Here is an 11,421-nt window from a genome sequence, read left to right as displayed (position 1 = left end):
TGTGGTTTGTGATCAAGCGTGAAATAGCTATAAAAAAAGAGCCTTACTTTATGGTAAGGCTCTTTTTTGCAGAAATTGTTAGGCTTTTTAAATCCTAAATTTATCCTTTCAAAGCTTCGGCTCCTCCAACAATCTCTAAGATCTCGTTGGTAATTGCAGCTTGACGGGCTTTGTTATAGGTTAATTTTAATTGATTTCTTAATTCTGTGGCATTATCGGTTGCTTTGTGCATGGCAGTCATACGTGCGCCGTGCTCGGAGGCAAAAGAATCCCGAATACCTTTGTATAATTGCATTTTTAATGATTTTGGGATCAATGTTAATACAATTTCTTCTTTAGAAGGTTCAAAGATATAGTCTCCAGTAGAAGCTACTACGTCCGATTGAATTGGTGCTAGCGGCAAAAATTGTTCGGTTTGAACAATTTGTGTGGCAGCATTTTTAAACTGATTGTAAATCAATTCTATTCTGTCATACTCTCCAGAAACAAATTTTTGAGTTAGTGTTTCGGCAATTGCAGCTACGGCATCAAAAGTCAAATTATCATACACTGCACTTTGGTTCGCAATTACGGAGTTGGTTTTGGCCAATACGTCATTTCCTTTTTTACCAATTGCAAAAATATCTACTTGTTTTCCTTGGTAGTGAGCTGCACGGGTTTTGGCACCTTTAATTACATTGGTGTTGAACGCCCCACATAAACCTCTGTTGGATGTAATTGCAACCAACAAAACTTTTTTTACTTCACGTTGTGTGGTAAATTCGCCTCCTGCATCTCCTTCGAGTGTAGCAGAAAGATTTTGTAGTAATTCTGTTAATTTTTCGGCATAAGGGCGCATTGCAGTAATTGCATCTTGTGCTTTTTTTAGCTTTGCAGCAGAAACCATTTTCATCGCGGATGTAATCTGCATCGTAGATGAAACGGAAGTAATTCTATTACGGATTTCCTTTAAATTTGCCATTTTTTATTTTAGTCTAATGCCCTAAAGTTATAAAGTCTAAAGTCATTTTCAAGCCAGTTAATTGACTTTAAGACTTTGGACTTTACAACTTGGACTATTTTTAGTTATATTTTGCTGAAACTTCTTTTGCCACAGATTGAATTACATCCGTAATTTCGTCGGTTAGCTTACCTGCTTTTAAAGCATCTAATGTAGCTCTGTGTTTGTTGTTCAAAAATTCTAAGAAATCTTTCTCAAATTCTCTCACTTTATTTACAGGTACATTTTTTAATAAGTTTTTAGAACCTGCATAGATTATTGCTACTTGGTCTTCTACGGTATATGGATCGTTTAAACCTTGCTTTAAGATCTCAACGTTTCTTTTTCCTTTTTCAATTACGTTTAAAGTAACGGCATCTAGATCCGAACCAAATTTAGCAAACGCTTCCAATTCACGGAATTGTGCTTGATCTAGTTTTAAGGTTCCGGCTACTTTTTTCATGGATTTAATTTGTGCATTACCTCCAACACGAGATACCGAAATACCTACGTTAATTGCTGGACGAACCCCTGAGTTAAACAAATCTCCATCCAAGAATATTTGTCCATCTGTAATAGAGATTACGTTGGTTGGGATGTATGCAGATACGTCTCCAGCTTGTGTTTCAATAATAGGCAATGCCGTTAAGGAACCACCACCTTTAACGATACCTTTTAAAGAATCTGGCAAATCGTTCATGTTTTTGGCAATTCCATCGTCTGCAATTACTTTACAAGCACGCTCTAATAAACGACTGTGTAAGTAAAATACATCTCCTGGATATGCTTCACGTCCGGGTGGTCTTCTTAATAAAAGAGATACCTCACGGTAAGCAACTGCTTGTTTAGATAAATCATCATAAACAATTAAAGCAGGACGACCTGAATCTCTAAAATATTCTCCAATGGCTGCACCTGCGAAAGGAGCATATACTTGCATTGGAGCTGGGTCAGAAGCATTAGCTGCTACAATAACGGTATAGGCCATAGCACCTTTTTCTTCTAACATTTTTGCAATTCCTGCTACTGTCGAAGCTTTTTGTCCAATGGCAACATAGATACAAAATACGGGTTTCCCTGCATCGTAAAATTCTTTTTGATTTAAGATTGTATCAATACAAACTGTAGATTTACCCGTTTGACGGTCACCAATAACTAGCTCACGTTGTCCTCTACCTACTGGGATCATTGCATCTACTGCTTTTATTCCGGTTTGTAATGGTTCTGTAACTGGTTGACGGAAAATTACTCCAGGAGCTTTTCTTTCTAAAGGCATTTCGTATAAATCTCCACCAATTGGTCCTTTTCCATCAATTGGAAATCCAAGTGTGTTTACTACACGTCCTACCATTTGTTCTCCTACTTTAAGAGAAGCGATACGTTGTGTTCTTTTTGCAGTTGATCCTTCTTTGATTCCGGTGGATGGTCCTAAAAGTACCACACCAACATTGTCTTCTTCAAGATTTAGTACAATAGCCTCTAGGCCATTGTCAAATTCTACTAATTCTCCATATTGCACATTCGAAAGCCCGTAAATACGAGCAATACCATCTCCAACTTGAAGTACCGTTCCTACTTCCTCTAGTGTAGCACCAGATTCAAAACCTTCTACTTGCTTTCTTAATATTGCTGAAATTTCAGCAGGTTTGATTTCCGCCATCTTAATTTATAATTTAGACACTTAATGTGTAATAAAAACTAGTTACTTAATTCTCTTTTTAATACTTGTAATCGGTTAGCAACAGAAGCATTGTACTGCTTGTCACCTATTGTTAATATAAATCCCCCAATAATTGCTGGATCTACGGTATTTTCGATTGTAATTTTCTTATCTGATAGGGTTGCTATTTTAGCCAAAACTTTAGCTTCTAAAGCGGCATCCATCGGAATTGCTGTAGTAACCTTAGCTACTTCTACTCCATTGAGGGTATCAAATAAGTTATTATATTCTAATGCAATTGCTTCTAAGATTTCAAATCTTTTGTTTTCAAATAACAAATGAAATAACATTTTAGTTACAGCATCACTAGTAGCAAATACCTCTAATAAAGCGTTTTCTTTTTGTTCCACTTTTAGAGTGGGGTTTAGAATGAAATTGCTTAACTCTTGGTTCTCCTTTATAGTGGAAGCGATAGTCTTCATGTCCATGCTAACTGCTGGAGCTACACCTTTGGATTGTGCTATCTCTAAAATTGCTTTTGCATAACGAATTGCTGCTCTAGTTCCTGACATAATTTTAGTTTAATTTTACGTCACCTAACATGTTCTCTACTAATTTAGTTTGAGCTTCTTTGTTAGATAATTCGTCTTTCAATAATTTTTCAGCAATGTTCAAGGACAAGGTAGAAACCTGAGTTTTCAATTCTGCCATAGCAGCATTTTTCTCAGCAGCAATAGCCGTTTTAGCTTGTGCTATCATTCTTTCGCCTTGTAGCTGTGCTTCTTCCTTAGAATCTGCAATCATTTTTTCTCTCATTTCACGAGCTTCTTTTAATAAAGCATCCCGTTCTACTCTTGCTTCTTGTAAAATACGTTCGTTGCTAGCGGTTAAATTTTGCATCTCTAAACGTGCAGACTCAGCAGATGCCAAGGCATTGTTAATCGATTCCTCACGGCTTTGTACTGCTCCCAAGATTGGTTTCCAAGCAAATTTTCTTAAAAGAATAAAGAAAACAACAAATATGATTGTTGTCCAAAATATTAAACTCTCTGGTGAAGTTAATTGCATAAACTTATATATTTAAAAAATTGTTTTTTGTTTTTGTAAAAAAACTTCCTGTAGCCAACCGCTACAGGAAATTTTAGAATTTAATTACTTTGCGATTAAAGCAACAACTACTGCAAAAAGTGCAACACCTTCAATAAGTGCAGCAGCAATAATCATAGCAGTTTGGATTTTTCCAGCCGCTTCTGGTTGACGAGCGATAGCATCCATTGCAGATCCACCAATTTTTCCAATTCCAAGTCCTGCTCCGATTACAGCTAATCCAGCTCCGATTCCAGCTAATACCATAATAATAAATTTATATAGTTAATAATTAATAAAACACATTTTAGTGGTGGTCGTGTTCTGCTACAGCTTGACCAATAAATAATGCTGATAGCAAAGTAAATACGTAGGCTTGTAAAGCAGCTACTAACATCTCTAATACACTCATAAATAATACAAAGGCTCCAGAGATAGGAGAAACCCAGGCAGTCTCAAAAATGAAGATTAACGAAACTAAACTCAAAATGATAATGTGACCTGCTGTTATATTAGCAAATAAACGAATCATCAAAGCGAAAGGTTTGGTTAACATCCCAATGATTTCTACCGGAATCATAATTGGGTATAATGCTTTTGGTACTGGTGGGGTTAAAATATGGCTCCAGTAATCTTTGTTTCCACTTAAGGTTGTTACAATAAAGGTAATAAATGCTAATACAAAGGTAAAATATATGTTTCCTGTTAAGTTAGAACTGAAAGGAAAAAAAGGAATCAGCCCTATAAGGTTATTTATCCAAATGAAGAAAAAGATGGTCAAAAGGTACGGCATATATTTTGCGTAATGCTTGGTACCAATGTTTGGAATTGCAATTTCATCTCTAACAAAGGTAACTAATGGCTCTAAGAATCCTGCAAGACCTTTTGGCGCTAACGAATTCTTTTTGTAAGAACGTGCTACTGCTAAAAACAACAAAAACAAAACAATTGCAGACATAAACATCGAAAACACATTCTTGGTGATTGAAAAATCAAGTGGTCTTGCATCAAAGGCAAAGGCACCGTTTTGTCTGTCTTCTGTGGATAAGGCTTCGTATTGGTCTGCGTAAAAAATGACTTCGTTGAAACGAACTAATTTTTGACCGTTTACCTCCACTACATGTTCTCCAGAATTATCGTGATGAAATGCCTCTGAAGAAAAAACTTCTAATCCGTTATTTGTCCATAAAATAACTGGCAAATAAAACGAAATTGGATGCCCATCCCAATCTGCAATATGAAATTCGTGAGAATCTCCAATATGAGAATTGATTAAATCTGTAGCATTGAATTCTTTCTTTTGGTGAGTAGCCTCAAGATGGTGCGCTGGTTCTGCTGTATTTGCAACAGAAACACTATCCTTTAAAGGGTTTGCATTACCTAAGTAAGGGACACAAGCCATAAAAGCAACTAACAAGAACTGAAGTGGTTTATTTGAAATAATCATTATTAAATAGTTGTCTAATTTTAGGTTTTAAAATTTTTTGCAAATGTACATATTTTATTCACATTTGAAAATATATCAATTAGTTTTTAAAAAAGATATGTGCTTGGTTGGCGTCTTTTTGGCACAAATGTAGTCTTTAATGCTTGTTTATTAAACGAATTGCAAAAAATGTCTCAAAAAATAAATAAAAAAAATAAGGCACAAAAAATAGGGCCACATCTCCAATTTTACTGGTTATTTCGGATTGCAATAACGGAATCAAAAAAACAACTGCCGCTAACATCTTCAATAAACTAATTGCCATGAAGCTAAATCCGGTTTTTTCTGGAAGAGTAGTATGTACCAACAACAGAAAAAAATACGAGAGTAGCGTTATCCCAATATGAAATAGGTAAATACTCCAAATAGAATAAAAAAACGTTAGTCCGCCAAAAGCCGTAGTTACTATTAAATATTGTGACAAAAACAACACTAACGAAAAGGGAATGAGGTATTTAATGAAATTTAAAAATGCTTGCATTACTCTTTTTTATTTAAGTTTTTAACCTGTCTTATCACGTTATACAAGGCTATAAAAACCGCTAAAAGGGATAAAATTATGGTAAATAAATTGGTTTGTGTGTACTTTTTGTCTAGCCAAATGCCTAAAAAGGTAAAGGCAAAAATGATGGTCCCCATTTGAAAAGGAATTTGCATCATTACGATCCACTTATTGTTTAATTTTGGGTTTGTTTTCATTGGGTTTGTTTTCTTTTCCATCGCTTAGCAATGCGGTTTTTGTGGTATCTTTCATGATACATGTAGCACTAAAATCTGCCCCGGGCTCTACGGCTAGTTTGCCTACGGTTACTTCTCCTTGCATGCTTGCCTTGGCCTTGACGTTGAGTATCTCAGTAACCAGAATGGTTCCTTTGAACTTGCCTTCAATATCTGCACTATTACAAACAATATCTCCGGTGATGATTCCGGTAGGGCCTACAACTAATTTTCCTGTGGATTTAAAGTTCCCTATTAGTTCTCCGTCAAAGCGGAAATCTGTTTTGGTGGTAATGTCTCCAGTGATGATGGTTCCTTCTACTATTCTGTTGGTTTTACCTAAAGCTTCGGTGTAAGGGGTGTTTTTTTTGTTGAACATGTTTTATTGTTTTAGGGCTTGTAAAAATTCTGTAAGGTTTTTATTGATTTGGATTACTTTATAATTTTCATTAGTAATTAAAATGGCTTTGGGAGCTATTTTGTAGGCTTTGTTGTCTCGTAAAAACACGGCACTATTCTTGGCTTGTGTCTCGGAACTAAATCCATGTAGGGATATAAAATTTTCGGTTGCAGTATAGCTATCCAAAGAATACCTTATGTTGGAATGGCCAGGACTTGCAATCCATTTTTTAATTTTTTCTTCCAACAATTGGGTATCCGTGGCTGTTTGGGAACCTACTAGATAGAGTATCTTCCAGTTGAAGGTTTCTTTGGTTGTAAAAGTTATTTTTTCTAAATCAGGTATTTGGTAGTTCAAAATCTCGTTGGCCTTTTTGCCTTCTTCGGTGTTGGGGTAGTTGGTCATTACGTATTGCAAACTCGTTTTGTAGGCTGCTAGACCTTGTAGTTTTCCTACTGTATTGGCTTTTAAGAGTTCTAGCTTGGAGACAATTTCTTCGCCCGAAAATTGCAAAATTGCGGTTTCGAGGTTTTCCAATACGGTTGTGTACTGTTCTTCTTGGTAGCGTTGGTAGATGGCATTATATACGTTTTGGGGTGTGCCCTCAAAGGATAGTGCTTCTGGGTTTGCATGGTTTAGTATTTGTGCATATCTAGAATCTGGATATTGGGACGTAATTTCTTTGTGTAGAGCTGCAGCTTTTTCTTTATTGGTGATTTGATATATTTTGTATAAATTGTATTTTGTAGGAAGAATTAGTTTTTCTTCGGGATTTTGTACCAATAGTTGTTCTAATTTTTGGGTCGCTAGAGCGTATTCTTTAAATTTTTCTTTGTAAATAACTCCAAGCTGGTAATAGGCCGTATTGCGCTCTTTGGATATACTATCTATGGTGCGTTGGGCAGTAGGCAACTGCTGGATATAATAGGCTGTGGTATGGTTTTCTGGCAGGATTGCCTCTGCAACTGTTTGGGGATTTATTTGGAGAGAGTCTGCAGCTGTAACTAGTGCGTTAGCTGGGCTATTTTTGGTGTTTTGTAATCTCCAGTTTGCTGTGCCAGAACGGTTGCCCCATATTTTTTTGAAACTTACTTTGCCATAAGCAACTGTGGTAGGGTTGTAAAAATAAAAGCTGCTGTTGGTTTGGGATCCCGTTTTAGAATCTGGTCGTGTTGGAGGAAGGCCTATTGCTTGGTTTACAATTGGGGTAGTATTGCCTGCGGCGGCACTATTCCTGGCTATATTTTCTTGTTTTTCTTTTTCTATTGCTTCTAAAACTCTTTGGGCTTGTTCTGCTTTTTTTAGTTTTTCAATATGGTTTTCAAAATAGTGTTTTTGTTGCTCTGGTGTTAGTGCTATAAGATTGAGAATGCTGTCGTTTTGGGCGGCAATAGACTCATAAAGAATGACTTCGTCTAGATCTTTACGGATTTTATCTATCTTGTTAAACTCCCGAGTTTTGGGGTTTAGTTTCACTAAGGTACTATCGTAATACTTTGCCGCTATAGGGTATTTTGCGTTTTTGAAATATAGGTTGGCTAGGTTTCGGTAGTTAGAAGCCATTAAGTACTCTTGGTCTTTGGTTTTGTTTAACGAAATAGTATAGTATTTAATGGCTTGGTTTTGTTGGCCTTGTTGGTCAAAAAAAGCACCCATTTGGTGGTTTAAAATGGCTAAATACGGTCTGTTTTCTCTGTCTTGCAATAGCTTGTTAAAGCGTTTTAGAAACAAGGTGGTATCGCCTGCTTTGGGGTCAAAAAGCTGGGCTTTGCGCACTTGGGCGTGTATGAGATATTTTCTGTCGGATTTTCGGTTTTGTTTAATTACGGCGTTGTAGTTGTAGCGTGCGCTGTCTTTTTGCCCTAGTTCTTGGTATAATTGTCCTAAGATAAATAGGTAGCGGCCTTTATCGTTGGTATTGGTAGTAAATTGGGCGGCTAGTTTTAATTTGGCTATGGCGCTGTCTTTTTCTTCTAAATTTAAGTAGGCTTCGGATAATAAGGCGTTGGCATCCGAGAGTATTTGTTTTTTTAGTTCTTTTTGTTTTAATAACAACATGGTGCTGATGTTGTTGACCACCAAGGCATCATTGCCAAGGCGCATGTTGGTTTTTTCGCGCCATATTTTGGCTTCGTATATTTTGCTGCTATTGGGGTATTTGTATAGTATGTAATTAAATGCGTCTAGGGCGGGCAGAAAACGCTGCTCGTAATATCGGGCTTTTCCTAGGAGCAAATAGGCTTCGTCGATTTGTGGGTTTCTTTCTTTTGCATCAATATTCATGGAGTGCTTCTGGATGGCTTTGGTGGCCTTGGTCTCGGCTAACTCAAAATTGGCGTTGGCGGGTCTGGGGGTGTTGGACTCTTCTTGGGGCATTTGCATTTTTTCAATAGGCAAGCGTTCCCAGAAGTTGTCTTTGAGATTGGATTGGATGTCTTTAATCCCTTTATCTAATCCTATTTGTCCGTTGTATAGTATATTGTATTCTGTGCTTAAGGCATGGGAATTTCTGGACAAAAAACTGTCTCTCTTGGTGGAACATGCTACCAGAAAAAACAAAAATCCAACGGTAATGATTAGTTTGCGCATAGGGGTTTTCAATGGGAATTGTTTTTATCTTTAAACTTTAAATAAAGCTTTTTAGTATGTAACTGGTAAAATTACATTTCTTTTTGAGAAAGTGAAAATTATATCTAGTTATTTATGGGTTGCTTGCATGAGGGATGTAATGGAAATCCTTTTTTATTTTTTTTTCTAAAATAAAAAAGATTGGGAATGGAAGCCCGACCCCGCTTTTTGGGGCGGGGGCATGCCCAAAGTAAGGTGCTGGGAATGGCTAAAAAAATTGCTCTTTTTGATTTAAAGAAACCTAAGGACTTTAGTATATTTGTAAAAAATTTAACTCATGTCTTCATTTTTAAAACTATCTATAAAAGAAGTAAAACGCGAAACGGCAACGGCGGTTTCTATACTTTTTAATGTTCCTCAGGAATTGCAACCTAATTATCGCTTTGTAGCCGGGCAATATGTAACTATTAAATTGACCTTGGATGGTCAAGAGATCCGACGTGCGTACTCTATTTGTTCTTCGCCAGAGAGCGGCGAATTGCGCATTGCGGTAAAGGCGGTTACTAACGGGGCTTTTTCTGAATTTGCTAACACTAAATTAAAAGCGGGCGATGTTCTGGAAGTGGGAGCTCCTGAGGGAAAATTTACGTTGGAACCTAAGGCGGATCGTCAAAAAAATTATGCCGCTTTTGTTTCTGGAAGTGGTATCACTCCGGTATTGGCAATTATTAAATCCATGCTTGCAAGCGAGCCTAAAAGCTCTTTTGTGTTGGTTTATGGCAATAAATCGCCCGAAGAAACTATTTTTTATTCGGAATTACAGCAGTTGCATTTGCAATATATTGGTCGTTTGTTTATACACTATGTGTACAGCCAGACTAAGGTGGCGGATGCTTTGTTTGGACGTATTGAAAAAGAAACCGTAAATTTTGTTGTAAACAACAAACACAAAGAGTTGCCTTTTGATACCTTTTATCTGTGCGGACCAGAGGCGATGATCGATACGGTGACGGGGGTTTTGAGAGAAAACAATATTAAGGAATCTGCTATTAAATTGGAGCTTTTTACTTCTTCTGTGCACCAAAATGAAATTTCGGGGTCGTTGGCTGGCCATACAAAAATTACCGTTATGGTGGATGATGAAGAAACTTCTTTTGAGATGTCTCAGAAACAAACCATTCTGGATGCGGCTCTTAAAGAAGGTATTGACGCTCCTTACTCTTGCCAAGGTGGGATTTGTAGTAGTTGTATTGCTCGTGTAACGGAAGGAACTGCGGAGATGACTAAAAATTCTATCCTAACGGATAAAGAAATTGCTAGTGGCTTGATTTTGACTTGCCAAGCGCACCCTACTTCTGCTGCTTTGAAGATAGATTATGACGATGTTTAAACTACTGTAAACTCTTTTTTATAGAACCATTCCGAAAGTACACCTGCAGGGCTCGCCTTGATTATATGGTACTTCTGGAATGGTTTATTTTTTGGAGGATGGTTTGTACTACAAGGTCTGGCGTAATGGTTCGCATTGCGTCTTGATAGCCTTTGACGTCTTTATTGCCATAAACAGATGTAGGCAATAAAGGGTACTTGGTTCTATCCGAAACCAAGGCGTTGGTTATTGGCTGGTTAAAGGGCATAAACCCTGCATAGGGATGGGTTGCTCCCCATAGTGTGATGACCTCTACTCCTAGCATGGCGGCAATATGCGCATTGCCAGAATCCATAGAAAGCATGACATTTAAGTTGCTTATCAATTCTAATTCTTGAGTGAATGTTATTTTTCCGGCCACATTTGCCACATTTGGGTGCTGTTGCAAAAGCGAATCTAATAGGGCTGCTTCTTTTTTTGCGCTACCAAAGAGTAGTATTTTGTAGTCCGTATTTGGTGCTAGTTGATGGATCACTTCTTGAATTAAATCCAAAGGATACATTTTTGAATTGTATTGTGCAAATGGCGCAATACCTATCATAACGGCGCTCGTTCCGCCTATCGCAGTTACAATATTCTGGGTTAGGGTGGCTTTTTTAGGAAAAGTAGGATTTAATAAATCTAGAGGAAAACCCAAACTTTCAAAAACCGTAGCATGTCGTTGAAACATGGTTGGCAAGGGCTTGAAAATTTTATTTTCAGCACGGGTGAGTGCTTTTTTTTCGGCTCTGCCTTTGTCTAGAGATGCTGTTTTTTTTCCGCTCAAAGCGAAAAGAGACCGCACTACTTTGGATCGCAAAACTTGGTGCAAATCTGCAAAAGCATCTACCTGCAGCGCTTTCAAATCTTTGTATAATCTAAACAAACCAAGCACTCCTTTATGCCTTCCATTTTCATCAAAAGCAACAAAGGCAACGCAAGGAATGGTGTCAAAAAAAGGTTTGAAAAAGGGTCTGGATAAAACCGTGATTTTTATATGGGGATACTGTTTTGCAAAGGCTTGTAAAACAGGAACCGTCATGGCAACATCTCCCATTGCGGATAGTCTCATGACGGCTATATGTTGGATTGTATTGGACAATTACACCAGGTTTTG

The 11,421-nt window shown here is 37.3% G+C and carries 12 protein-coding genes; 1 reads left to right on the top strand and 11 read right to left on the bottom strand.

Features of this window, described 5'->3' with window-relative positions:
- Positions 1–100 precede the first annotated feature (100 nt).
- The 10 genes from atpG to porW all read right to left on the bottom strand — a co-directional run bounded on the left by atpG (position 101) and on the right by porW (position 8,929).
- Positions 101–961 carry an ATP synthase F1 subunit gamma gene (gene atpG, locus LB076_RS03565; protein WP_066332940.1) on the bottom strand — a complete coding sequence of 287 codons (861 nt, stop codon included), beginning with the start codon at positions 959–961 and terminating at the stop codon, positions 101–103.
- A gap of 100 nt (positions 962–1,061) precedes the next feature.
- On the bottom strand, positions 1,062–2,639 hold the full coding sequence (gene atpA / locus LB076_RS03560; RefSeq protein ID WP_066332938.1) for a F0F1 ATP synthase subunit alpha: 1,578 nt from the start codon (positions 2,637–2,639) through the stop codon (positions 1,062–1,064).
- Positions 2,640–2,677: 38 nt separating this feature from the next.
- Positions 2,678–3,211, bottom strand: a complete 534-nt coding sequence (atpH, locus tag LB076_RS03555; protein WP_066332936.1) for an ATP synthase F1 subunit delta — start codon at positions 3,209–3,211, stop codon at positions 2,678–2,680.
- Positions 3,212–3,215: 4 nt separating this feature from the next.
- Positions 3,216–3,707, bottom strand: a complete 492-nt coding sequence (locus LB076_RS03550; protein WP_066332933.1) for a F0F1 ATP synthase subunit B — start codon at positions 3,705–3,707, stop codon at positions 3,216–3,218.
- A gap of 84 nt (positions 3,708–3,791) precedes the next feature.
- Entirely contained in the window at positions 3,792–3,992 is a 201-nt protein-coding gene (gene atpE / locus LB076_RS03545) for an ATP synthase F0 subunit C (RefSeq protein ID WP_031453874.1), read from the bottom strand.
- Positions 3,993–4,032: 40 nt separating this feature from the next.
- Positions 4,033–5,169: a F0F1 ATP synthase subunit A gene (atpB, locus tag LB076_RS03540; RefSeq protein WP_425598043.1), complete on the bottom strand. Its 1,137-nt coding sequence runs from the start codon at positions 5,167–5,169 to the stop codon at positions 4,033–4,035.
- Positions 5,170–5,308: 139 nt separating this feature from the next.
- Positions 5,309–5,692, bottom strand: coding sequence for a hypothetical protein (locus LB076_RS03535; protein ID WP_066332923.1), 384 nt, complete (start codon positions 5,690–5,692; stop codon positions 5,309–5,311).
- Positions 5,692–5,910 (bottom strand): AtpZ/AtpI family protein, encoded by a 219-nt coding sequence (locus tag LB076_RS03530; RefSeq protein ID WP_066332921.1) that lies wholly within the window; start codon positions 5,908–5,910, stop codon positions 5,692–5,694. The genes LB076_RS03535 and LB076_RS03530 overlap by 1 nt, the downstream gene beginning before the upstream one ends.
- Positions 5,882–6,307, bottom strand: a complete 426-nt coding sequence (locus tag LB076_RS03525; protein WP_066332919.1) for a bactofilin family protein — start codon at positions 6,305–6,307, stop codon at positions 5,882–5,884. The genes LB076_RS03530 and LB076_RS03525 overlap by 29 nt, the downstream gene beginning before the upstream one ends.
- Positions 6,308–6,310: 3 nt before the next feature.
- Complete coding sequence (gene porW / locus LB076_RS03520) at positions 6,311–8,929, bottom strand: type IX secretion system periplasmic lipoprotein PorW/SprE (protein ID WP_335583364.1); 2,619 nt, start codon at positions 8,927–8,929, stop codon at positions 6,311–6,313.
- Positions 8,930–9,233: 304 nt separating this feature from the next.
- Between porW and LB076_RS03515 the strand changes: the two genes are divergently transcribed.
- A complete protein-coding gene (locus LB076_RS03515) occupies positions 9,234–10,286 on the top strand; it encodes a ferredoxin--NADP reductase (RefSeq protein ID WP_066332914.1) in 1,053 nt (350 codons plus the stop codon).
- Between the two features lie 61 nt (positions 10,287–10,347).
- Here the strand turns inward: LB076_RS03515 and LB076_RS03510 are convergent, their stop codons facing one another.
- The gene (locus LB076_RS03510) at positions 10,348–11,376 is read right to left on the bottom strand and encodes a glycosyltransferase family 9 protein (protein ID WP_066332912.1); all 1,029 of its coding nucleotides are present in this window, start codon (positions 11,374–11,376) and stop codon (positions 10,348–10,350) included.
- Between the last annotated feature and the right edge of the window lie 45 nt (positions 11,377–11,421).

This window comes from Flavobacterium crassostreae (assembly GCF_001831475.1).
In the GTDB taxonomy this organism is placed as follows: domain Bacteria; phylum Bacteroidota; class Bacteroidia; order Flavobacteriales; family Flavobacteriaceae; genus Flavobacterium; species Flavobacterium crassostreae.
The sequence above is the reverse complement of the archived record's forward strand: the minus strand, read 5'-3'. Positions and strand labels throughout refer to the sequence as shown.

Excerpts from the sequence above, each read along its gene's own strand:
- atpG (WP_066332940.1), bottom strand. The coding sequence starts at position 961 with ATGGCAAATTTAAAGGAAATCCGTAATAGAATTACTTCCGTTTCATCT.
- atpA (WP_066332938.1), bottom strand. The coding sequence starts at position 2,639 with ATGGCGGAAATCAAACCTGCTGAAATTTCAGCAATATTAAGAAAGCAA.
- atpH (WP_066332936.1), bottom strand. The coding sequence starts at position 3,211 with ATGTCAGGAACTAGAGCAGCAATTCGTTATGCAAAAGCAATTTTAGAG.
- LB076_RS03550 (WP_066332933.1), bottom strand. The coding sequence starts at position 3,707 with ATGCAATTAACTTCACCAGAGAGTTTAATATTTTGGACAACAATCATA.
- atpE (WP_031453874.1), bottom strand. The coding sequence starts at position 3,992 with ATGGTATTAGCTGGAATCGGAGCTGGATTAGCTGTAATCGGAGCAGGA.
- LB076_RS03535 (WP_066332923.1), bottom strand. The coding sequence starts at position 5,692 with ATGCAAGCATTTTTAAATTTCATTAAATACCTCATTCCCTTTTCGTTA.
- LB076_RS03530 (WP_066332921.1), bottom strand. The coding sequence starts at position 5,910 with ATGAAAACAAACCCAAAATTAAACAATAAGTGGATCGTAATGATGCAA.
- LB076_RS03525 (WP_066332919.1), bottom strand. The coding sequence starts at position 6,307 with ATGTTCAACAAAAAAAACACCCCTTACACCGAAGCTTTAGGTAAAACC.
- LB076_RS03515 (WP_066332914.1), top strand. The coding sequence starts at position 9,234 with ATGTCTTCATTTTTAAAACTATCTATAAAAGAAGTAAAACGCGAAACG.
- LB076_RS03510 (WP_066332912.1), bottom strand. The coding sequence starts at position 11,376 with ATGAGACTATCCGCAATGGGAGATGTTGCCATGACGGTTCCTGTTTTA.